Origin of the sequence: Pseudoalteromonas sp. T1lg75 (genome assembly GCF_002964705.1) — a bacterium.
Classification (GTDB): domain Bacteria; phylum Pseudomonadota; class Gammaproteobacteria; order Enterobacterales; family Alteromonadaceae; genus Pseudoalteromonas.
In genome coordinates, this window is record NZ_PQCD01000022.1 from 256,690 (window position 1) to 279,672 (window position 22,983).

Here is a 22,983-nt window from a genome sequence, read left to right on the forward strand (position 1 = left end):
CTTTTATAATCAACGTCAATTTGAGTTTAGGTTAATTTTCACCCAATTTTCAGCAATTAACCGGCTAAGAGCGTAATTGAGAGTTTTTTTCTCACCCGAACACGGTTAAGATAGGCCTCTTAACTTACATCATAATAAAGCTGCTTAGTAAGAGGCTAAGCACTTTGGGCAATAGTAATCATTGGAGTGAAAATGAGCCATACAGCAATCGCCGAGCTATTAAAAGGCGCCGTTGCCGTGGACAGCCAGGTCACCATTAAAGGCTGGGTGCGTACACGTCGCGATTCAAAAGCAGGTATTTCGTTTTTAGCCGTTCATGACGGTTCGAGTTTTGATCCTATTCAAGCGGTCGTGCCCAATTCGCTTAATAATTATGATGAAATCACTCGCTTAACCGCTGGTTGCTCTGTCTCTGTCACAGGTAAGCTGGTTGCCTCAGCTGGCCAGGGCCAGGCTTATGAAATCCAAGCAGAAACCGTAGAGGTAATTGGCTGGGTTGAAAACCCGGACACCTACCCAATGGCGGCCAAGCGTCACAGCATCGAATATTTGCGCGAGCATGCTCACCTGCGTCCGCGTACCAATGTGATTGGCGCCGTAACGCGCGTGCGTAACTGTTTATCGCAAGCGATTCACCGCTTCTTCCATGAGCGTGGTTATATGTGGATCAGTACGCCTATCATCACCGCCAGCGACTGTGAAGGCGCCGGTGAAATGTTCCGCGTGTCGACCCTTGATATGCAGAACTTACCGCTAACCGATAAAGGCGATATTGATTACAGCCAGGATTTCTTCGGTAAAGAAGCCTTTCTAACCGTATCGGGCCAGTTGAATGGCGAAACTTACGCCAGCGCGCTATCTAAAATCTACACCTTTGGTCCTACCTTCCGTGCCGAAAACTCGAACACCTCGCGCCACCTGGCGGAGTTCTGGATGGTTGAGCCGGAAGTGGCGTTTGCCGACCTTAACGATATCGCCAAGCTGGCCGAAGACATGCTGAAGTATGTATTTGCCGCCGTGCTTGAAGAGCGTCGTGATGATATGGAATTCTTTGCCCAGCGCATTGAGAAAACCGCCATTACACGTTTAGAAGAATTCGTGAGCAAGGATTTCGCCCAGGTGGACTACACAGACGCCATCGAAATCCTTAAACAATGCGGCAAGAAGTTCGAGTTCCCTGTTGAGTGGGGTGTTGATCTACAATCAGAGCACGAGCGTTACCTGGCCGAAGAGCACTTTAAAGCACCGGTAGTTATCAAAAACTACCCTCGCGATATCAAGGCCTTCTATATGCGTCAAAACGAAGACGGCAAAACCGTGGCGGCCATGGACGTGGTAGCTCCAGGTATCGGTGAGATCATCGGTGGTTCACAGCGTGAAGAGCGTTTGGATGTACTTGATGCCCGTCTTGAAGAAATGGGTCTAAATAAAGAAGACTACAGCTGGTATCGTGACCTGCGCCGTTATGGCACAGTGCCGCACTCAGGTTTCGGTCTGGGCTTTGAGCGTCTGGTTGCCTATGTAACCGGTATGGGCAACGTCCGTGACGTTATCGCCTTCCCGCGCACTAAGGGCAGCGCCACTTACTAAGTTTAAGTGCCTAGCCAGATAGCAAACACAGAAAAACCGCTCATTGAGCGGTTTTTTTATTGCCGTTCTATTGAACGCGCATGAATTAACGAGCCAAAAAAAGCCGCTATTAAAGCGGCTTTTCTTCACTAAGCTAGTCTATTACAGAGCGGCTTCCAGCTCAGGCAGCACATCGAATAGATCCGCAACCAAACCATAATCGGCTACCTGGAAGATTGGTGCTTCGGGGTCCTTATTGATGGCAACGATCACTTTCGAGTCTTTCATGCCTGCAAGGTGCTGAATGGCACCGCTAATACCCACGGCAATGTAGAGGTTAGGGGCAACGATTTTACCCGTTTGACCTACCTGCATATCGTTAGGCACAAAACCGGCGTCTACCGCGGCACGTGACGCACCGATGGCGGCACCGAGTTTATCGGCAATGCCTTCAAGCAGCTTAAAGTTTTCACCATTTTGCATACCACGACCACCTGAGATGATCACATCGGCAGCGGTAAGCTCTGGACGCTCAGATTCGGTCTGCTCTTTAGAGACGAACTCACTGTTGCTAGAAGCAATCACATCGGCAATGGCTTCAATCGGTGCAGCACCGCCCTGCTCGGCAATATCAAACGCACTGGCACGTACGGTAATGATGTGTTGGGATTCCAGAGATTTTACTGTGGCAATGGCGTTACCAGCATAAATCGGACGCTTAAAAGTTTCGGCGTCGATTACATCAATAATGTCCGATACCTGTGCTTTATCCAGTAGCGCAGCAACACGTGGCATCATGTTTTTGCCCGTGGTGGTGGCGCTGGCGAAGATATGGCTGTAATCGGCGCTTAGCTTAACTACTAGGTCGGCACAGTTTTCTGCTAGCTGATGTGCATATTCGGCGCTATCGGCTACCAAAACGCGGCTTACGCCACTGATGGTGCTCGCTTCCTGCGCCGCGCCCTCTAGGCCTTCACCGATAAGCAGCAGATCGATATCGGCGCCCACTTTGGCAGCCGCATGCACTGTTTTCGCCGTTTCAGGCTTAAGATGACCGTATTCGTGTTCAGCAATTACTAATGATTTCATGACACCACCTTCGCTTCATTCTTCAATTTACTGACTAAGGTTGCTACGTCTTCAACGATCACACCACCTTGACGTTGGCTTGGCTCTTCTACGCTCACCAACTGCACGCGAGGAGTAAGGTCAACGCCCATGTCTGCGGCATTTTTAACGTCCAACGGCTTACGTTTTGCCTTCATGATGTTCGGCAATGAAGCATAACGAGGCTCATTCAAACGTAGATCGGTTGTCACGATTGCCGGCAGTGTGAGTGCCACTGTTTGCAAACCACCATCGACTTCACGGGTCACATTAACCTTGCCATCATTCAATTCTACTTTTGAGGCGAAGGTGCCTTGCGGCCAACCGCGTAACGCGGCCAGCATTTGACCTGTTTGGTTATTATCGGCATCAATACTTTGCTTACCAAGGATCACAAGATCCTGTTGCTGTTCATCAATCACCTTATCAAGCAACTTGGCCACATGCAGTGAGTCCAGCTTATCTTCACTTTCGATATGAATAGCGCTATCGGCACCCAGTGCTAATGCCGTACGCAGCTGCTCCTGCGCCGATTTGTCACCTATGGTTACCGCAACGACTTCCGTCGCCTTGCCCGCTTCTTTTAAACGTATCGCTTCTTCAATGGCAATTTCACAAAATGGGTTCATCGCCATTTTCACATTGGCCAAATCCACATCACTGTTATCGGCCTTAACGCGTACTTTTACGTTGTAATCGATTACACGTTTAATGGGCACTAATACTTTCATATATGCTCCTAGTAGAGACGCAGGAAAGTGGGTTTAGGAGGCTAAAGCCTGCATGTTCACTATTTTGACACCACAACCTGACGTTAACGTAAACTTATTTATTTTGATGAAATCAGCGTACTTCCTGTTGACGTAAACGTCAACCTAAAATAACCTTGGAGCACTATCTTTTGTGTAACGATTAATTTGCATTTCGTAACACTTTGACCGTCATCAATAGCAGGGGATTATTATGGTAGAACGTGAGACCATGGAATTTGACGTGGTGATCGTAGGCGCAGGGCCTAGCGGCCTTGCCAGCGCCATTAAACTTGCGCAGCTTGCACAAGAACAACAACAAGAACTAATGATATGCGTGGTGGAGAAAGGCTCGGAAGTCGGTGCTCATATCCTCTCCGGCGCGGTATTTGAAACCAAGGCCCTCGATGAACTACTTCCGAATTGGAAAGAACTCGGCGCCCCAGTCAACACAGCAGTGACCGAGGATGAGATCTTGTGGTTTAGCGACGAGAAAAGCGCCAAAACCCTACCCCACTTTATGGTTCCTAAAACCTTCCATAATAACGGCAACTATATCGTCTCTATGGGTAATGTCTGTCGCTTCTTGGCCGAACAGGCAGAGCAGCTTGGGGTGGAAATCTTCCCAGGCTTCAGCGCCCATGAGCTGATCATCGAAGACGATACGGTCAAAGGCATTATTACCGGCGATATGGGTCTGGACAAAGACGGTAATGAAAAGCCGGGCTATATGCCGGGCATGGAACTGCGCGCCAAGTACACCGTATTTGCCGAAGGCTGTCGTGGTCACTTGGGTAAGCAACTAATCAATCAATTTGCCCTGGATGCAAACAGCTCGGTGCAACATTACGGTATCGGCTTTAAGGAAATTTGGCAGATCGATGCGGAGAAACATCAGCAAGGTAAAGTCGTCCATGGTACAGGTTGGCCTTTATCCGGTGATACCAGCGGCGGTGCCTTTATGTATCACAGTGAGGACAATCAGGTGGTGGTCGGTTTAATCGTGGATTTGAACTACTCAAACCCACACCTAAGCCCGTTCGATGAATTCCAACGCATGAAGCACCATCCAGTGTTTGCCGATGTGCTTAGCGGCGGAAAGCGCCTTGCTTACGGTGCCCGCGCCATTGCCAAAGGCGGCCTGCACTCTTTACCTAAGATGCACTTCCCGGGTGGTTTGTTGGTAGGCTGTGACGCCGGCACCTTGAACTTCGCCAAGATCAAGGGTAACCACACGGCGATGAAATCAGGTATGTTAGCCGCAGAAAGTATTTTTGCTGCGCTTAAAGCAGACCAACAACATACGGATCTGGCTGACTTTGCAGAGCGCTTTGAAGCGTCTTGGCTGTATGATGAACTGTACCGCTCACGTAACTTTGGCCCGGCCATGCACAAGCTAGGTAAGTTCTTCGGTGGCGCCTATAACACCCTAGATCAAAATCTGTTTGCTGGTAAATTGCCCTTCACCTTTAAGGACAATACGCCGGACTATGCCACCTTGCTACCAGCTTCTCAGGCACCAAAAATCGACTATCCAAAACCGGATGGTCAGCTCAGCTTCGATAAATTGTCGTCGGTATTTTTGTCTAATACCAACCATGAAGAGTCGCAGCCTTGTCACCTTAAACTCAAAGATGCCAGCATTCCCATTAAGGTGAACCTAGCGCGCTTTGATGAGCCGGCCCAGCGTTATTGCCCGGCGGGTGTTTATGAGGTGGATAACACCGAAGGCGAGCCTAAGTTTGTGATCAATGCGCAAAACTGCGTGCACTGTAAAACCTGTGATATTAAAGACCCCAGCCAGAACATCACCTGGGTGACACCGGAAGGTGCCGGCGGTCCAAACTATCCAAATATGTAATATTATCTCTATATCCTAAGTTGCAACTGGGGCGTCAGCCCCTTTTTTGTGCGTAAATTCAGACGATTACTATACTAGTAGTAACTATGCACGCAGCGGGGAAGACCAATGCCACAACAATCAGTGACCTTTCGCTTTTTAGCCGAACCTACCGACGTCAACTTCGGTGGTAAGGTGCATGGCGGTGTAGTAATGAAATGGATAGATCAGGCCGGGTACGCCTGTGCCGCCGGTTGGAGCGGCCATTATTGCGTCACCGTGTCTGTGGCTGGCGTAAAGTTCCGCCGCCCCGTGCTGGTCGGCCAACTGGTCGAGGTTCGGGCCAGCATAGCCCATACCGGCAAAACCAGTATGCAAATCTTTATCCAGGTGCGCTGCGGCGACCCGAAAACCCAGCATATGGTGGAAACCAATCATTGCGTGATCAGCTTCGTGGCCATGGATCAAGCCGGCTACCCGGTAGAAGTGCCAGAGTTTGTGGCCAAAACCGATGAGCAAAAGCGACTCGAAGCCTATGCCATACGTATGAAAGAAATCGCCATAGAAACGGAAAACCTGTTGCACCAAACCACGGATAAGGGATAAAGATTAGCCCTAACCCGTTCGCTAGGGCCGGGATTAGTCTTTGTTTGTCCTTGAATTTAGCCGGCACCGCCGATACACTGGCGCGCTAATCTTATACCTAAGCCAGTACCGCTGTGACCACATCCTTTGCCATTGACGCCATCGGCCATATCCGCTCACCCTATAAACAAAAGTTTGCCATTCCCAGGCAACCACGCTTGGTGGATAGCGCCCGGGCGCAACTGGTGCTGGCGGGCGAGTTTAATCACGAAGAGTTTGTCCGTGGCATCGAAGAGTTTAGCCACATCTGGGTGCTGTTTCGCTTTCATGAAACCGCCGATAAAGGCTATTCCGCCTTGGTGCGTCCTCCGCGTCTAGGCGGCAACGCACGTAAAGGGGTATTTGCCACCCGCGCCACGTTTCGCCCCAATGCCATCGGCATGAGTGCGGTGGAATTGCTTGGGGTGGAGTATGCAAACGGCCAAGTCTCGTTACAACTCGGTGGCGTCGACCTGCTCGATGGCACCCCGGTGCTCGATATCAAGCCCTATCTGCCCTATTCCGATGCCTTGCCCGATGCCAGCGCCGGTTTTGCCGACACCCGACCGCAAACTCAGATGACGGTGAGCTTTTCCGAGCAGGCCCTGACCTTTATCGCCTCGGTTGATCCGGCGTTGCAACTGCAAACCTTTATTACCCAGGTGCTGCAACAAGACCCGCGCCCGGCCTATAAGAAAAACAAAGAAGGGACGCAGAGTTACGGCATGACCCTGTATGATTTTAATATTCGTTGGCAGGTTGACGGCGAGCATAATCATGTCGAGCAAATATCGCCACTTTAGCGCTTTGCCCACGGGCGCAGCACTGCTAAACTAGCGCCCATACCTATTTACTAATAACAAAACGGAACCTTCATGCGTACCAGTCAGTATTTACTTGCGACCTTGAAAGAGACGCCTTCAGATGCCGAGGTGGTAAGCCACCAGCTTATGCTTCGCGCCGGGATGATCCGCAAATTGGCCTCGGGCCTGTACACCTGGCTTCCGAGCGGTGTAAAAGTACTTAAAAAAGTAGAAAACATTGTTCGTGAAGAAATGAACAAGGCCGGCGCCATCGAAATGTTGATGCCCATTATCCAACCCGCCGAGCTATGGCAGGAGTCTGGACGTTGGGAGCAGTATGGCCCCGAACTACTGCGCATTGAAGACCGTCATAATCGTCCGTTTGCCTTGGGTCCTACGCACGAAGAAGTGATCACCGATTGCATTCGCCGTGAGATAAGCAGCTATAAGCAGTTGCCTATTACCCTGTACCAGATCCAAACCAAGGTGCGCGATGAAATTCGCCCGCGCTTCGGTATCATGCGCTCACGCGAGTTTATGATGAAGGACGCCTATTCATTCCACTTAAGCGATGAATGCTTGGCGCAAACCTATGAAAAACTGCACCAGGCCTACTGTAATATCTTTGATCGTTTAGGCCTGGATTATCGTCCTGTATTGGCCGATACCGGCTCTATTGGCGGCAGCTTCTCGCATGAGTTCCACGTTCTAGCCGAATCCGGTGAAGACGCCATCGCCTTCAGCGACGGCAGCGATTATGCTGCCAATATCGAAAAGGCTGAGGCTCTAGCACCTCTCGATGCACGCCCTGAGCCAAGCAAAGAGCTGCAAAAATTCGATACGCCGAAAGCCAAAACCATCGTCGAACTAAAAGAGCACTATGGTGTGAAACCTCACCGTGGCGTCAAAACCCTGTTCGTATATGGCGAAGAAAACGAGCAAGGCGAGCGCGGCCTAGTTGCCCTGGTATTGCGTGGCGACCACGAGCTAAACGAACTAAAGGCAGAAAAGCTAGCCGGTGTGTTCTCACCGCTTGAAATGGCCAAAGAAGAAGACATTGTTAACCTAATTGGCGCCCGCCCTGGCTCACTAGGCCCGGTTGGCCTGACTGTGCCAATCATTGTTGACCGCAGCGCGGCGGTAATGGCCGATTTTGTTGCCGGTGCCAACAGCGATGGCGTGCACTACAGCGGTATCAACTGGGATCGAGATGTGAGTGACTATGAAGTTGCCGACATTCGTAACGTGGTTGAAGGCGATCCTAGCCCCTGTGGTCAGGGTACACTGAGCATTAAGCGCGGTATCGAAGTGGGTCATATCTTCCAGCTTGGAACCAAATACTCAGAAGCCATGAACGCCGGTGTATTGGGTGAAGACGGTAAAAACCAAACCATGACCATGGGTTGTTACGGTATTGGTGTTAGCCGAGTGGTTGCCGCTGCCATCGAGCAGAACAACGATCAATACGGCATTATTTGGCCCAAGAATATCGCCCCGTTCGAGGTCGCGATTGTGCCTATGAATATGCACAAGTCACACCGTATCCCGGATATTGCCGAGCGTTTTTACAGCGAACTGCAAGCAGCGGGTGTCGATGTACTATTCGACGACCGTAAAGAGCGTCCGGGCGTGATGTTTAACGACATGGAGCTGCTAGGTGTGCCTTATACCCTAGTCATTGGTGAGCGTAATCTGGATAACGACGAAGTTGAGCTGAAAAACCGCCGTACCGGTGAGAAAACCATGCTTAAAATCGACGAGGCCGTGGCCGCCATTGTGGCGCAACTGCAATAAGGCTGGTTTAGCCCGAGCCAATATAAAAAAGCCAGTCTCAGACTGGCTTTTTTAATGTCATTGATAGTCGCGATAAAACTCCCACATATCAACCTTAGTGCCATCATCCAAGACACAATATTGGTGCCGGTTCGCCGCTCTGCCCTCACTTAGGTAATGACCGCCTTGTTCAAGGCAAAAGCGTATCGCCGGATTGCGCATATCACCGGGCTGCAACTCGGTGGCTTGTTGTTGTTCACAAGCACAAACAACACAAAGTGACACGAGAATTATTACTGCACGCATCTGTGCCTCCTTAATCCTTGGTTTTACCACATCAAATTTTGCAGCTAACGCAAGTAGAGTAACACCTGTTATTTATTGGCTTATTGTTTTATCACCGAGACATCGGGTGTCGTTGCTGTGACACGAATTTGTACCCGGTAAAGCTGGGCTCCCTCTTCGGGCACCTTGATATTAAAAACATGGCTTTTAAAGTCCTTACCCTGATAATAGCTCAATCGTAACTGTTCGGCATTATAGCTGTGCGCCGGGAATCCGGTACCACACTGGCCGCTGCTGTCGATATGAGTGCAACTCACGTGGGCCATGTCCTCAATAACAGCTAATTTAACATCCCTCAACACCATCCCGGTGCGGTTGATAAAATCGACCCCGACAAACGCATCACCTGAGCTCGTGGTACTTTTACATCCCCCTAGTAATAACAACAATGACAGCAATAACATTGTCATGGATTGTTCTTTTTTTAGACTTCTTATTGTCATTCGTGCCTCCTAGGCTGGATTCTATTACTCTGGGATGAACCTGATTATGGATAAGAATAAGCGCACATACTACCGAGCAGTTTTTATATCAGATGTACACTTGGGCTATAAAGACTGTAAAGCTCAATATCTATTGGACTTCTTAAACAGCATAAAGTGCGACCGACTTTATCTGGTCGGCGATATTGTCGATCTGTGGTCGATGAAACGCCGATTTTTCTGGCATCCCAGCCATTATCATGTCCTCGAATCCCTTAAGGCCAAGGTGGATGAAGGAACCCGCGTTATCTATGTGCCGGGCAACCACGATGAAACCTTCCGCCGTTACGATCAGGATACCCTGATGGGGGTGGAAGTACATCGCCAGTTTGTCCACACCACGGAAAATGATAAGCGCTTCTTGATCCTTCATGGCGATGATTTCGACTCGGCCACCCGCTACAACAGATTGATCCGGGTGGCAGGCGATGCCGCCTATGATTTTTTACTGTTTTTGAATCGCTGGCATAACCGTATTCGCCGTCTCTATGGTGGTCGTTATTGGTCTCTGGCATCCTGGATCAAGGCCCGTGTGCATAAGGCGCAAGCGGCGATCACCGCATTTGAAAATGCCGCCATCCATGAAGCCAAGCGCCAAGGGTACGACGGTATCGTGTGTGGTCATATCCATCAGCCACAACTGCGAATCAGCGATGGCATCATTTATTGTAACGATGGCGATTGGATAGAAAACTGCACTGCCCTAGTCGAAAACGAGCACGGTCGCATGGAGCTGCTACACTGGTCTGATACACAACATGTGGTGGCAACCAACACCCTTGCCGAAGTGAACAGTAAGGCGGCTTAAATTAACCTTACCTTGGCCTCATTTGCTCCGTCAAAAATGGCCAAGGTTGCATCTCACGGCTAATTAACGTACTAATAATTGTTCACTATAACGACAATAATGGAAGTGAATCTATGTCTGACGAGCAATTATCCACGCAAAACAGCGTGGCCGGAGACGCCAAGCTGGACACCGCGTTTTTCGGTCACCCCAAAGGTCTGCAAACTCTGTTCTTTACCGAGATGTGGGAGCGCATGAGTTATTACGGCATGCGCGCCATGCTGGTACTCTTTATGACCGCCTCCTTGCAACAAGAAGGCCTGGCCTTTACCGTAGCCTCCGCCGCTGCCATTTATGGCTTATACACGGGCGCGGTGTACTTTTTAGGCCTGCCCGGCGGCTGGATCTCCGACCGCCTCCTCGGTGGACAAAAAACCGTGTGGTATGGCGGCATTATTATTATGTGCGGCCATATTATTCTCGCCATTCCCCACCCCAGCTCCTTCTTTATCGGCTTGATTTTTGTGGCCACAGGTACGGGTCTCTTAAAACCGAATATCAGCGCCATGGTCGGCCAGCTTTATCAAACCGAAGATGAGCGCCGCGATAGCGGCTACGCGATTTACTACATGGGGATCAATATTGGCTCCATGATAGGGTATGGCGTATGCGGTTACTTTATGGAAAATGTCGGCTGGCATTGGGCCTTTGGTGCAGCGGCCGTGGGCATGGCCTTAGGTCTGGTACAATACCGAGTGAGCCAGGGTTATATTGCCGGTATTAACGACAAGCCCGCCAATCCACTGTCGGCCAAAGGCGCGTCTTTGGCCTGGACCGTCATCGGCGCCTTTATCACTATTGTCGCACTCACGGTTGTCGCAGGTTATCAGGGCTGGCTGGTGATCAATCCGGTTGCCTTAGCCGGCTCCGTGGCCATCGTCTTTACCATCACCTTCTTTATTTATTTTGGCCATATCTATTTTATGGGCGAGCTCAGCAACAGTGAAAAGCAGCGGATGTGGGCGCTGTTTTTGGTCTGTGTGGCCTCGGCCTGTTTCTGGTCTGGCTTTGAGCAAGCGGGCTCATCGCTTAACTTATTCGCCCGTGACTACACAGACAGAATGTTAGGCACGTTTGAAATCCCTACCGCCTGGTTCCAATCGGCCAACTCAATTTTTATTATTATCTTGTCGCCGTTTTTCGCCGCCCTGTGGATTAATATGGCCAAACGCATGATCACCCCTTCCTACAGTGTAAAGTGCGCCGTAGGCTTGATTATCATGGCGTCGGGTTTCTTAGTGATGTTTTTTGCCGCTCAATACGCCGCTGATGGTTTAAAGGTGGCCCCTTACTGGCTGATCACTACCTATTTCCTGCATACCGTGGGTGAGCTCTGTTTAAGCCCAGTGGCATTGAGTGCCGTGAGTCGTCTCTCTCCTGCTCGTTATGTCGGGCAGATGATGGGGGTTTTTGTTCTGACTTACTCCATCGGAAATATTATCTCGGGTTTGTTGGCCGGTTCTTTCGATTCGGAAAATGTCCAGCAAATCCCGGGCTTATACATGCAGATCGCCCTATTTAGCATAGGCGTGGGTATAGTCCTGGTGCTGCTTAACTTTAAAGCCAAGTTTTGGGAGCGCGCCAACGGCAGCGACGAGCCCATGCTTGATGCCAACCCCAGTGAACAACCCGCAGAGCAAAAAGTGTAATTAATAACCAATCTAACTAGGCCTCTGAATTCAGAGGCCTTTTTTATTGCGAAAGCCAGTAACGCGCGGCTTAGAGGCCCAACCAGTCACATAAAAATACACTCTGTTACGCATAAGTATGAATTGTTTTGGCATATTAGGTATCATTGCCCCGAATTTTTATGCAGTATCAGGTAGTAGTATATGAACTCCTCTCACCAAGTCCTTGGCGCCAGCGCCTCGGCAACAGCAAGTTCATGGAATCGTCATGACACCCATTGGCTGCTCAGCCTTTTTGGCACCGCCGTCGGCGCGGGTATTTTATTTTTACCCATCAATGTAGGCTTAGGAGGGTTTTGGCCCTTAGTAATTATGGCCTTGGCCGCCTTTCCCATGACCTATTTGGCGCACCGCGGTTTGGCCCGCTTCGTGCTCTCGTCAAAAAAGGATGACAGTGATTTTACCGATGTGGTGCAGGAACACTTTGGTGCCACCGCAGGGCGTCTGATCTCCCTGCTCTATTTTCTATCCATCTTCCCGATTCTGTTGATCTATGGCGTTGGCCTGACCAACACGGTGGATGACTTTATCGTCAACCAGCTGTCAATGAGCTCACCGCCACGCGCAGTGCTCTCTGGCGTACTGGTGGCGGCCATGGTGGCCGTTATGCTCGGCGGAGAGAAACTGATGTTGCGCGCCTTCGCATTTTTGGTCTACCCCTTGGTGGCGGTATTGTTTGGTCTATCCCTGTATCTTATTCCACACTGGCAAATGCCCTCCATGGACATTAGCAGCGCCCCAGAGCTGGCCACCAACCTATGGTTAGCGGTGCCGGTAATCGTTTTTTCATTTAGCCACGCCGCAGCAATTTCCAGCTTTGCCAATGCCCAGCGCCGCCACTATGGTGAGCAAGCCCGCGCCAAGTCAGACAACATCTTAAAGTACACCGCCATTATGCTGATTAGCTTTGTACTGCTCTTTGTGTTCTCTTGCGTATTTGCCTTATCAAGCGAGCAGCTGTTAGCGGCGAAGGACGCCAATATTTCGGTGCTTTCTTATTTGGCCAACACCTATAACAACCCACTGCTTGCCTATGTTGGCCCCTTGGTTGCCTTTGTTGCCATTACCTCTTCTTTCTTCGGCCACTTTTTAGGGGCTCGTGAAAGCTTTAATGGCCTAGTGGTAAAGCACTCATCATTAAGCTATCGCGGCGCCGATAAACTCGGTGTGGCCTTGATGTTTGTGGCCATTTGGATTTGTGCCATTTATAACCCCAGTATCCTAGGTATGATGGAAGCGATTTCCGGTCCAATTATCGCCATGATCCTCTTTATTATGCCCATGATTGCCGTTTACAAGGTCCCTGCGCTGGCGCAATACCGAGGTAAACTCAGTACCCTGTTTGTACTGCTGGTTGGAGCCTTAGCGGTGTCGGCCCTGGTGTACAGCCTACTGAGCTAACCTAGTTCTGTGCTTGGTTCTATAAGCCAAAGCAAGCTTGAGCCCACCAGACTGGGCAAAAAAAATCCACCTGATGTACAGGTGGATTTTTACGTTTTGACTGCTGGGTTTAATTAGAAATTAACCGTAACTTCTGGCGAACAAATTGACGTGCCAGACTCACACACCTTATAAACGAAGGAGCCGCCGCCACCGAATGAGTCGGTATGGGCACCATCGTTAGCCGTGGAAAAGGTCACGGTGTCACGGTTTTTGGTGCGATATACATCCACATTACTGCCGTTTGCATTGCTCCAGGTTAAATCCACATAGCGGGTGCCTCTGGAAGCATAACCGGAAGCCTGCAGGGTAATATCGCTGCTTGAGCCGCCTGTGACGGTGACAACTTGGCTGCTACTATCCGATGCGCCGTCGTTGTCGGTGACGGTCAAGGTGACGTTGTAGCTGCCATCGGCACTGTAGCTGTGCGAGGCAACCTGACCACTGGCCGACGCGCCATCACCAAAGCTCCAGCTGTAGCTGCTGATGCTGCCGTCACTGTCAGCGCTGAGGCTAGCATCAAAATCACAGCTTAGATCCGTGCAGGTGTAGCTGAAATCACTGGTTGGCGGCGTATTGGGCGTGCCCCCGCCATCATAGTTACCGACCAGAGACACGCCAGAGAAGCTACTATAACCGAGCACCGTGACGTAATAGGTGCCGGTCTGTGGCGAGGCGAAGCTACAGCTTTCGTCGTTGCCCCCTGAATACGGACGACAATCGTAACTGCTGGCCGTTGGTTTTGAACCGAACTTAACATAGAGGTCAGCGTCACCGCTGCCACCGGACATATCAAACACTAGGTTGGATGCACCAGAGGGCACAGCCATCTTATAGTCAAAGGCATCGCCGCTGGCTCCGGCCAGGTTCTCGACTGGCACGCCGTTAACTAAATCTTCCGGCTCTGGAGGCGGTGGCAATTCACCGACATCACAGCCATCGGCAAATAGATCAAACATGGCCTTGGCTTTGACTATACCCCATCCATAGCTGTTATCTCTTCCCGCGCTGCCACGGTCTTCTGCTGACAGTGCCATTGCGGTGCGGACCTGGTCATTGCTACAACTTGGATAGTGGCTCCATACCAGAGCTGCAACACCCGCTACATGTGGAGTCGCCATGGAAGTACCACTCCAGGCGGCATAACTATTATTGGGCAAGGTTGAATTAACTGCAACGCCCGGAGCGGCAATTTCAACCTGGCTGTTGTACTGGGAGAAGCTGGCTTTAGTGCCGTTAGAGTCAACCGCCGCAACCGACATCACGGAATCGTAGGACGCCGGATAAGACATGCTGCTGTTACCGTCATTTCCCGCCGCAGCGATAGAAAGCAGGCCATTAGCATGGGCATTATCGAACGCCGCTTGCTCGGCGCTACTTGAACCACCGCCGCCCAGGCTCATGCTGATCACCTTGGCGCCGGCGGCCATACACTGATCAACCGCGGCGATTAAATCTGAACCGTATGCCCAGTTGCCGCTGCTATTGAATACCTTGACCATATGCAGGCTTAAGTTACCACTGGGGTTCACACCCACCACACCCGTGCCATTACCGCCTAGTGCGGCAATAGTGCCGGAGACATGAGTGCCGTGGCCATGACCATCTTCATACCAGTTGCCGGAGTTGTAGTTATCGTATCCGTCATCGCCGGTCACGCCGGTAGTAGGCAGGTCCTCATGACCGAGATCATAACCGGTATCCATGATACATACCTTCATATTACCGGTTAGCGCATCGCTCACTTGATCCGCTTGTACCATAGAGATGCCATAAGGCGTACTTTCAGCCATTAGGTAGCGCTTTTGATCCACTTCGACAAATTCAATGTCTTTTCTATTTTTGAATTGTTTGGCCGCTTGCGCTGGGAGTGTAACGGCAACGAGGCGATGTTTGTCGAGCTCCCGCTCAACCTTGCCCCGGCTATTGCTCACCGCCGTCATCACCGATGCTTTGTGACCTGGTTTGAATTTGACTATATAGCGTTGATCTTCGTTGGCCGCCTGTGCGGTGCCTGCAAGTGCTAACGCAGACAGTACTGCAGACACAACCAGGGGTCGTTTTATTTTCAGCATAGATAGATTCCTAAGATAGATTTATAAATTTTCCTTCATCGGGCCGGGTTTGCTGGAACCTCTTACGCTCACTCGTCCCTGCTATTCGCCACTTTTGTTTACGGCTTTTTGTTAATAGAAAGTGAACAAATATTGAACAGAGTATAGCAGGCGATTTTAGAGTCGAAAGAAATCGGCGAAGAAATGGGCATTTTTTAGGAACTAAGAAGGAAATATAAAAGATTAGCGCTGTAACTCCCCTCATTAAATAAGGAAAATCTGGCCAGTTCCGAGACTTAAAGTACTAACCTGGTAAGGGAAAATGCCTGCCAAGTAGTAAACAACTCGGCAAGCAAAAAGCGCGAGAAATTAAATCATAGATACAAGGTTGAAGCGGGGTTTCTAAGGGGTCTGAGTGGCCTATTCACGTCCTTGTAAATCTAAAATGATGCCTGGCTAAAATACGCTTTTTAACGCAAATAGCGTCTGCCCCAGTGCCGGGACGTTGGCACAGATGGGAATTAGCCGCAAAGCGAGAGGCCACAGGTGCCCTGGTACATGGGCTATTGACTGTTTAATAAACTCCAAAGGATAGTCAAAATAAACCAGTAAATAGAGTACATTCGCCAAGCCAAGACGGTAGCCATCTAATTTATACTCACTTTGGTCATTAAGCACTAAGGCTAGCTGGTTCACCGAGGCTCTCGCCCCAGAGCTGCCCACATCATGGTCGTGAGTAAATGTATGGTAAACCTTTACTCTGGCAATATCCTGGCGAGATAAAACAATCGTTTCACTTAACTGTGCGCATGCCAATGGGCTTACCTCGATCCGCTCAGCGCTCAAAGTCATCAACTTTTTCTTATCGGCTCCCAAGGTGCGCCAAAAGACAATGCGCTTAAGTATCAAGACGCCAACTAAGGCCGGAAAATAGATAAATACAAATGCCCTAGGGCCAAAATAGGGCTCAAGGATAAGAGGCAGCGGCGCTAACGCCAGTACCATAAGGGCAAACGGCCATTCCTTTTTTGGCGACAGCGTTGCCAGCAGCCTAAGTAATGGCAGCTTAATAACACTGTGCGGGGAAAGCCCCTTTTGCCCTTTAAAATGGGCGTAGGAAAACCACACAGGATCGGTAAGTTCAAGCTTCATAATTGAATTAACAGTTAATTTAAGACATTCATCATGACCCAACGGCCACCGATTTGTGCAAACTTGCACTGCCCGCTTTTAACAGCATCCTTTTTATCGACGCGGCTGGTATCAAACGAATAATTAACCCAAATTTCTTCGTCATAATTATATTTTTCTGCATTTTCGCGCGTATCTTGATAGATGCTGGTTTTGGCATTTTCTATTACTTGCACCTCGTTGGTACGAAAATTTCTAATACCCTGATAGCTACCCTTGGTGTAATAGGTGTGGATTTTTGCCAGATACGGCGTCATGGCCTGTTCTTCTTCTGGATTCAAATCTCTTACCAGTGGTTTTAACAAGGCTGCATCATTATTCTTAACGGCCTCGGCGGCCTTTACGCAGTTTTCGATGGGAGTTGAGTAATCTTGAGCTATGACGCTAAACGAGGTTGCGGCCACGGCCGCCAGTAATATGATTGCTTTCATTTTCGTCATCCATTGACAGTGCTATCCCTGTAGTCATGCACCGATATTAACAAAGTCACATAGATAGTAAAGCTGAGCGGGTCATCTAGACCCGCTCCTGCTATTTATCTGAACAGCACTTTTTCTTGATTAAACCAGCGCACACAAAAGGCTAACAGTCCTACCGCCAGCAGGATACTCGAGCCGACGATCACCGCCAGTATGCCAATCTCGCTGGTCCCCTTTAGCAACTCCTTGATTGCTAAGGCCACATTGGTCACCGGAATAAACGCCGTTTTATAGGTCAGTTCCATATTCGGCATCACAGAAATCATCACCGGAATAAAGACCAGCATAGACAGCGGACCCATATAGTTTTGCGCTTCCTTGAAGGTGCGTGCATAGATAGAAATAGACAACACGATACTTGAGAACATCGCCGCCAAGGGGATCAACAAGGACAACATGGCGAGCAGCTCAACAAAGGTGATGTGCGATAGCGCGACGGTGAACTCACTGACATTAACAAAGGTGCGGGCCACAAACAGCCAGAGCCCCATGCTGAGTATACTCAAACTGGCCGTTGCCAGGGAGGCGGACAGCACGGTTAAGAACTTACCCAAAACTATGTTGGTTCTGGATATTGGGGTAAGTAGCAGGGTTTCCAGCGTGCCACGCTCCTTTTCACCAGCGCCTAAGTCGATGGCCGGATAGACGGCCCCGGTCAGTACAATGGGGATCAACAAATAAGGCAGCAGCACGCCAATTTTTTCACCCCAGCTTTCACGTGCATCTGCGGTATCCACCTTCTCCAGCTTGATGGGGGATATCAAAAACTCCATCTCGCTCTCTTTGGTGACACCCAGCGCATTAAATGAGAGGGTTTGCACCTTGCTTTGGTATTGCTCTTTTAATTCTTCGATGTATCTAAACAGGTAATTGATGCGCGCAGAGTCATTATAAATCACCTGCCAGGTGGTTTGTTCTCTAGTCGATGGTTGCGCCTTGGCTTCAATCACAATCCCCACATCCAGCTCTTCATTCTGGATTGCCTGGATAATGTCATTCTTATTTGCGTAGTTGGCGGTGACAAGTTCAAAGTTCTTATGGTATCTGACACTCTCGGTAAACTCAGGCGCCGCCTCCGCACCTATGATATACACCTTATGGACTTCTTGTTCCGCCTCCAGGTTAGCCATTGCCATCATGTAGCCGACCACGGCAAAAATAACCGGGAAGATCAGCAGTGGCAAAGCGACAATAAACATCAGGGTTTTTCTGTCACGTAACAGCTCTTTTATTTCCTTTAAAAATACTTCAAACATGACGATGCCCCTCAAGAATGTTCATAAACGCCTGGTTTAGCTCCTCACTGTGCCCCTGTTCTTTAAAGGCCGCCAAGGTGCCATCAAAACAAGTGAGTCCCTGGTCAATCACGGTTACGCGGTCACACAACAATGCCACTTCATCAAGATGGTGGGTTGAAAACACCACTGGCGTGCCCTGCTCCTTTAGGCCTTTAATAAAGTTGATCACCGTTTGTGTGGTCATGATGTCCAATCCCGTGGTCGGCTCATCAAGAATGACCACCTTAGGTCTGTGCACTACGGCGCGGGCAATATTGGTTTTTTGCTTCATCCCGGTGGAGAGATTATCGGCGCGCTTATCCAAAAAGCTATGCATATCAAGCAGGGTAAAAAGCTCATCACAGCGCTGCTTGAGCTCGGCGCCCTTCATGCCATGTAATTTGGCAAAATATTCGACATTTTCTTTAGCGGTCAAACGACCATAGAGCCCGGTTGAGCCGGATAAAAAGCCGATGGCCTTACGCCCGGCCAAGGGTTTTTTGACTAAATCAACGCCGCCGACCTCGATACTGCCTTCATCCGGTTTAAGCGCCGTAGAGAGCATGCGCAAGGTGGTGGTTTTACCGGCGCCATTGGGCCCTAACAAGCCCAATACTTCGCCCTGTTCACAGTGAAAGTGCACATCGCGGACGGAGTGGAAGTAGTCTTTTTCTTCGCGCGGGTCTTGCTGCGCCTCGGTGATCCCCTTTTTATGATCCTTGGTGAGCTTGAACTTCTTCTTAAGCCCGTTCACGCTTATCATTTATTATTCTTCCTTCGTTTTGGCCTAAAGTAGTCGGTATTGGCATAAAAATCGGCGTTATTATTGTCTTCATACCAATGCGGCACCCCCAATAACGGCAGTGGCGACATGGCTGAGTTATCCGCCAACACCCTATCTTTGGCTATCATCTCATAGAGGCGCTCATCTAGGTAGCTGTATTGGCTGGCTAAATCTTTACAAAATATATCAGCGCTTACCGGCACAAACAGCGCCTTACCGGTTAGGCCAATAAAGGGCTGAGTCAGCATTTCATAGTTCGCATGGCCAAAGGTATAGGCACGGATTTCGCTCTGCCACCCTTCGCGGCGTGATACAAACACCTCATGCCATTGATGTTCACGAAATGCCTCTGTCCAACTTGAGTCAGTCACCGCCAAGATCACCGCACATTCGTCAAACAGGGTCAGGGCATTGCGCATTTTACTGCGCTGATTTCCCTGTTGCACCGCCATTTCGTCGATATGCAAACGGTTTAATAACGCCTTGGTTTTGGGAAATAAATGCCACATATAGGCGCCAAAAAGGTCGTGCCAGTTATGCTGGCGGGTAGGTACCTTGCCGGTTTCAAATATAAACGACTCATAATAACGTCCGTCACGCTCAAACTCGGCGTTGTCAATAAACTGCAGCGGTTGGTTATTAGCATTGACGATAGTGTGGCGGTTAAGCTCGGCCAGCGTTGGCCAATCCTTGTATTGGTCCAGTGCAAAAAGCGCATTTAGATGAGCAAAGGCACCAGTCTGCAAACAGGCTGTTTGCCAGTGTTTAAAAGGGGTAAAACGTTTCATTACTGCGATTATTAGGCGTAAATTTTGCGTAGTTTAGCGCAAAAACTGGTTTAATTTTACCGCTATCCTTATACTGGCTCGGTCTTATAGCAATGAAACCAATAATTATGAAGCGCTATTTTCCTTTGACTCTAGTCAGCGCGGCGATTCTTGCCGGCTGCGCTAGCACACAGATCAGCAACCAGGACGTCATGGCTGGTTGGAACAGTATCAATGCCGAGCAACTGGCAACGCATGTAAAAACCTTGGCTTCTGATGAATTCGGCGGCCGTGCCCCTTCTTCAAAAGGCGAAGAGCTGACGCTGGCTTATTTAACCGAACAGTTTAAAGCCCTGGGTTACCAGCCGGGTAACGGTGACAGCTTTTTACAACAAGTGCCTTTGGTGTCTATCGAGGCCGATGCCAACATGACCCTAAGCATTGGTGGTAAAGACTACCAATACAAAAAAGACATGGTGATAGGTACCAGCCGTATCAGTGCCAAAGAAAGCATTCAAGATTCCGAGTTGGTATTTGTTGGTTATGGCGTTAATGCCCCTGAATACAACTGGAACGACTACGAAGGCCTGGATGTTAAGGGCAAAACCGTGGTGATGCTGGTAAACGATCCAGGCTTTGCCACTAAAAACCCAGAACTCTTCACCGGCGATGCCATGACCTATTACGGCCGCTGGACCTACAAATTTGAAGAGGCCAGCCGTCAGGGCGCCGCCGGCGCCATCATAGTGCATGAAACCGCACCGGCCTCCTACCCTTGGTCCGTGGTTGAAAATTCTTGGAGTGGTCCGCAGTTCGGCTTCCAAAAAGATAACAACAATATGGATCGCGTGGCCGTCGAAGGCTGGGTAACTTTGGATGTGGCTAAAGAGCTCTTCACCAAGGCCGGACTGAATTTTGATGAAGCCAAACAACGTGCCGCCGAGGGCGCCTACCATGTGGATATGGGCGATCTGACTGCCAGCGTTGAGGTAAACAGCGAAATCAAAAAATCGGTATCGTATAACTTTATCGCCACCCTACCGGGCAGCAAAAAGCCGGATGAGCACATTATCTACTCGGCACACTGGGATCACCTGGGTACGGATAAAAACCGCAAGGGCGACCAGATTTATAATGGTGCCCACGACAATGCCACCGGCACCGGCGGCATGATTGAAGTGGCTGAAGCCTTTACCACCTTGCCGCGTCATCCCGACCGCTCTATTACATTCTTGGCCGTGACCGCCGAAGAGCAAGGCCTGTTGGGTTCTAAATACTATGCCGCTAACCCTGTGATTGCTACAGATAAAACCGTGGCCAATATCAATATGGATAGCCTCAACCTGCTGGGCAAGGTTAAAGATGTGAGCGTAGTCGGCATGGGTAAGTCTGAGCTCGACGATATGCTAGGTGAAGCGGCGAAAATCCAGGAGCGCACCATCTCTGGCGATCCTAAGCCAAGTTCGGGTGGTTACTATCGCTCGGATCACTTCGCCTTTGCCAACATGGGTGTCCCGGCCATGTATGCCGGCGGCGGAAGTAAAGCTCGTGACGAAGAAACCGCTCAATACCGTAAGCGCATGAGCCTGGTACTGCGCGGTTGTTATCACCAGCCTTGCGACCGTTACCGCGATGAATGGGATCTGTCCGGCGCGGTGCAAGACCTGCAATTGTTCTATAAGGTGGGCTTTGATATCTCGCAACAGGAACAATGGCCAAAATGGTATGCCAATTCAGAGTTCCAGCGTAAATGAGATAAGAGATAACTGCGAAATATTCCCTAATTTGATTTCTAGGGAATATTTCATTGTTAATTAGCTTTATAATTTAAAAATAGCTCCACAATATCTACATTTTAACGCTTCAGCCTTGATAGATTCAGCGCAATCAGGACACTTCTTTGTCAACTCATTACACTGCTCTATTTTTTGATAGGTTACGACTAACTTACCCTCTGGCTTTACTATAATTGCATATATCCAAATAAATAACCCTAAACCCCAGAGCGGCAGTAAAACAAGCCCTAAAAGAAATATACCCGCTCCCCTTTTTCCTTCTTCATAAGACTCAGATACCACCTCATAGCCCTGTGCCAGATTTATAGACTTGGCCTTAGCGTAACGTCGTTTTGCAACCAAGAGATTTCCAGAATAGATTTTTACTATTGTGTTTTCCATATGAAGCTCCCAATGTATAAAAAATCCCCTTTAAAACATAATAGGCAGGAGTGACCCGCGAATTCAACTCCGAAGTACATTACTCGTTAAATTAAACTACTCTGCTTAATCCCTAATATATTATGACTGCTTTTTGAATTCACGCTCAATGTAATTAGTTTTTTCTACTGTCGTCAGTAAATCGATACGTTTTTGCTGACCTGCCGAAGCAGAGGATGGAAGCCTCTTACACGGTTGCATTAAACTTCTTGAATGAGGGAAGATAACTGACATCTAAGCGGTTAGCCTATCTGACGTTAATTAATAAAGAGAGCTTCATTTTAGTGTTGCTCTCTTGTGAAAAACTGCTTGTGACTGGTAATAACTTATGTCTATATAGCAACTACAAGGTATTACCAACAAGCAGTTGATTTATTTTTTACCTTTTAACTACAGATGTTACATTCTTTATCTGAAATTCAAGCTTACGTACACTTCAAGCTAAGCCATTAATTTCTTTTGGATTTGCTCCGTGGTCATTGTCACCGTCTTGGCTATCTTGTACGAAGAAAATGATAAGTACGATAAAACCGATAAGTGGTAGGAAGTAAAGTAACTGCCACCAACCCGAACGGCCAGTATCGTGAAGGCGACGTGCGCCAATTGCTAGACTTGGGATAAATAGAGCCAATGAATAAACATTAGTTAGTGGCATTGATTCGAAACCAAGCACTACATCTAATATAACCGCTACAATTGCAAAGATGAGATAGAAGAGGATGAACATCCAATAGCCTTTACGGCGAGTACGGCCAGAAAAATCAGCGTATCGCTTAAGCGCTTCCATAAAGTATTCCATAGCAAATCCTATATATTATTGTTAATTCCAATATGCGAATTAGTTTCTAGCTCGCATATTTACCTTAAGAACAAAGGCTTATGCGATGATAATTCAATCCTCGCATAAAAAAAACCAGCCGAAGCTGGTTTTTCATAACAGGAACAACT

At 49.1% G+C, this 22,983-nt stretch carries 21 protein-coding genes; 9 read left to right on the top strand and 12 right to left on the bottom strand.

All coding sequences use genetic code 11. The features are described from left to right. Window positions 1-192: 192 nt before the first annotated feature. Window positions 193-1,590 carry an asparagine--tRNA ligase gene (asnS, locus tag C2M36_RS06535; RefSeq protein ID WP_105254228.1) on the top strand — a complete coding sequence of 466 codons (1,398 nt, stop codon included), beginning with the start codon at window positions 193-195 and terminating at the stop codon, window positions 1,588-1,590. 141 nt (window positions 1,591-1,731) lie between these two features. Here the strand turns inward: asnS and C2M36_RS06540 are convergent, their stop codons facing one another. Both C2M36_RS06540 and C2M36_RS06545 read right to left on the bottom strand, forming a co-directional pair. After that, on the bottom strand, window positions 1,732-2,658 hold the full coding sequence (locus C2M36_RS06540) for an electron transfer flavoprotein subunit alpha/FixB family protein (protein ID WP_105254229.1): 927 nt from the start codon (window positions 2,656-2,658) through the stop codon (window positions 1,732-1,734). Continuing rightward, window positions 2,655-3,407 carry an electron transfer flavoprotein subunit beta/FixA family protein gene (locus tag C2M36_RS06545; RefSeq protein WP_105254230.1) on the bottom strand — a complete coding sequence of 251 codons (753 nt, stop codon included), beginning with the start codon at window positions 3,405-3,407 and terminating at the stop codon, window positions 2,655-2,657. Before C2M36_RS06545 ends, C2M36_RS06540 begins: the two co-directional genes overlap by 4 nt. A 232-nt stretch (window positions 3,408-3,639) precedes the next feature. Between C2M36_RS06545 and C2M36_RS06550 the strand changes: the two genes are divergently transcribed. The 4 genes from C2M36_RS06550 (at window position 3,640) to C2M36_RS06565 (ending at window position 8,486) form a co-directional block, all read left to right on the top strand. Further along, entirely contained in the window at window positions 3,640-5,286 is a 1,647-nt protein-coding gene (locus C2M36_RS06550) for an electron transfer flavoprotein-ubiquinone oxidoreductase (RefSeq protein WP_105254231.1), read from the top strand. Between the two features lie 108 nt (window positions 5,287-5,394). Continuing rightward, window positions 5,395-5,871, top strand: a complete 477-nt coding sequence (locus tag C2M36_RS06555) for an acyl-CoA thioesterase (protein ID WP_105254232.1) — start codon at window positions 5,395-5,397, stop codon at window positions 5,869-5,871. Between the two features lie 113 nt (window positions 5,872-5,984). Beyond that, window positions 5,985-6,692 carry a tRNA (N6-threonylcarbamoyladenosine(37)-N6)-methyltransferase TrmO gene (gene tsaA, locus C2M36_RS06560; RefSeq protein WP_105254233.1) on the top strand — a complete coding sequence of 236 codons (708 nt, stop codon included), beginning with the start codon at window positions 5,985-5,987 and terminating at the stop codon, window positions 6,690-6,692. A gap of 72 nt (window positions 6,693-6,764) precedes the next feature. Further along, a complete protein-coding gene (locus C2M36_RS06565) occupies window positions 6,765-8,486 on the top strand; it encodes a proline--tRNA ligase (protein ID WP_105254234.1) in 1,722 nt (573 codons plus the stop codon). A 57-nt stretch (window positions 8,487-8,543) separates the two neighbouring features. Here the strand turns inward: C2M36_RS06565 and C2M36_RS06570 are convergent, their stop codons facing one another. Together C2M36_RS06570 and C2M36_RS06575 are read right to left on the bottom strand one after the other, a co-directional pair. Continuing rightward, window positions 8,544-8,771, bottom strand: coding sequence for a DUF333 domain-containing protein (locus tag C2M36_RS06570; RefSeq protein WP_105254235.1), 228 nt, complete (start codon window positions 8,769-8,771; stop codon window positions 8,544-8,546). 80 nt (window positions 8,772-8,851) lie between these two features. Continuing rightward, window positions 8,852-9,253, bottom strand: a complete 402-nt coding sequence (locus tag C2M36_RS06575; RefSeq protein WP_105254236.1) for a hypothetical protein — start codon at window positions 9,251-9,253, stop codon at window positions 8,852-8,854. Window positions 9,254-9,299: 46 nt separating this feature from the next. On the opposite strand from C2M36_RS06575, the gene C2M36_RS06580 reads away from it, so the two are divergent. From C2M36_RS06580 to C2M36_RS06590, 3 genes are all read left to right on the top strand, one after another. Beyond that, window positions 9,300-10,100, top strand: a complete 801-nt coding sequence (locus tag C2M36_RS06580; protein ID WP_105254266.1) for a UDP-2,3-diacylglucosamine diphosphatase — start codon at window positions 9,300-9,302, stop codon at window positions 10,098-10,100. Between the two features lie 113 nt (window positions 10,101-10,213). After that, window positions 10,214-11,788: a peptide MFS transporter gene (locus C2M36_RS06585; protein WP_105254237.1), complete on the top strand. Its 1,575-nt coding sequence runs from the start codon at window positions 10,214-10,216 to the stop codon at window positions 11,786-11,788. A 183-nt stretch (window positions 11,789-11,971) separates the two neighbouring features. Continuing rightward, the gene (locus C2M36_RS06590; RefSeq protein ID WP_105254238.1) at window positions 11,972-13,228 is read left to right on the top strand and encodes an aromatic amino acid transport family protein; all 1,257 of its coding nucleotides are present in this window, start codon (window positions 11,972-11,974) and stop codon (window positions 13,226-13,228) included. A 113-nt stretch (window positions 13,229-13,341) separates the two neighbouring features. Here C2M36_RS06590 and C2M36_RS06595 read toward each other — a convergent pair whose 3' ends face one another. The 6 genes from C2M36_RS06595 to C2M36_RS06620 all read right to left on the bottom strand — a co-directional run bounded on the left by C2M36_RS06595 (window position 13,342) and on the right by C2M36_RS06620 (window position 19,840). Continuing rightward, window positions 13,342-15,342, bottom strand: a complete 2,001-nt coding sequence (locus C2M36_RS06595) for a S8 family serine peptidase (RefSeq protein WP_105254239.1) — start codon at window positions 15,340-15,342, stop codon at window positions 13,342-13,344. Window positions 15,343-15,777: 435 nt separating this feature from the next. Then, window positions 15,778-16,473: a hypothetical protein gene (locus tag C2M36_RS06600; protein ID WP_105254240.1), complete on the bottom strand. Its 696-nt coding sequence runs from the start codon at window positions 16,471-16,473 to the stop codon at window positions 15,778-15,780. A gap of 14 nt (window positions 16,474-16,487) precedes the next feature. After that, window positions 16,488-16,943 (bottom strand): hypothetical protein, encoded by a 456-nt coding sequence (locus C2M36_RS06605; protein ID WP_105254241.1) that lies wholly within the window; start codon window positions 16,941-16,943, stop codon window positions 16,488-16,490. 104 nt (window positions 16,944-17,047) lie between these two features. Then, the gene (locus C2M36_RS06610) at window positions 17,048-18,247 is read right to left on the bottom strand and encodes an ABC transporter permease (RefSeq protein ID WP_105254242.1); all 1,200 of its coding nucleotides are present in this window, start codon (window positions 18,245-18,247) and stop codon (window positions 17,048-17,050) included. Continuing rightward, a complete protein-coding gene (locus C2M36_RS06615) occupies window positions 18,240-19,031 on the bottom strand; it encodes an ABC transporter ATP-binding protein (RefSeq protein ID WP_105189636.1) in 792 nt (263 codons plus the stop codon). The genes C2M36_RS06610 and C2M36_RS06615 overlap by 8 nt, the downstream gene beginning before the upstream one ends. Beyond that, window positions 19,028-19,840 carry a DUF3025 domain-containing protein gene (locus tag C2M36_RS06620; protein ID WP_105189635.1) on the bottom strand — a complete coding sequence of 271 codons (813 nt, stop codon included), beginning with the start codon at window positions 19,838-19,840 and terminating at the stop codon, window positions 19,028-19,030. The genes C2M36_RS06615 and C2M36_RS06620 overlap by 4 nt, the downstream gene beginning before the upstream one ends. Before the next feature lie 107 nt (window positions 19,841-19,947). Between C2M36_RS06620 and C2M36_RS06625 the strand changes: the two genes are divergently transcribed. After that, window positions 19,948-21,573 (top strand): M28 family metallopeptidase, encoded by a 1,626-nt coding sequence (locus C2M36_RS06625; protein WP_105254243.1) that lies wholly within the window; start codon window positions 19,948-19,950, stop codon window positions 21,571-21,573. A 66-nt stretch (window positions 21,574-21,639) separates the two neighbouring features. Here C2M36_RS06625 and C2M36_RS06630 read toward each other — a convergent pair whose 3' ends face one another. Both C2M36_RS06630 and C2M36_RS06635 read right to left on the bottom strand, forming a co-directional pair. After that, a complete protein-coding gene (locus C2M36_RS06630; protein ID WP_105213598.1) occupies window positions 21,640-21,996 on the bottom strand; it encodes a hypothetical protein in 357 nt (118 codons plus the stop codon). A gap of 475 nt (window positions 21,997-22,471) precedes the next feature. Continuing rightward, window positions 22,472-22,834 carry a DUF805 domain-containing protein gene (locus C2M36_RS06635; RefSeq protein ID WP_105254244.1) on the bottom strand — a complete coding sequence of 121 codons (363 nt, stop codon included), beginning with the start codon at window positions 22,832-22,834 and terminating at the stop codon, window positions 22,472-22,474. Window positions 22,835-22,983 lie beyond the last annotated feature (149 nt).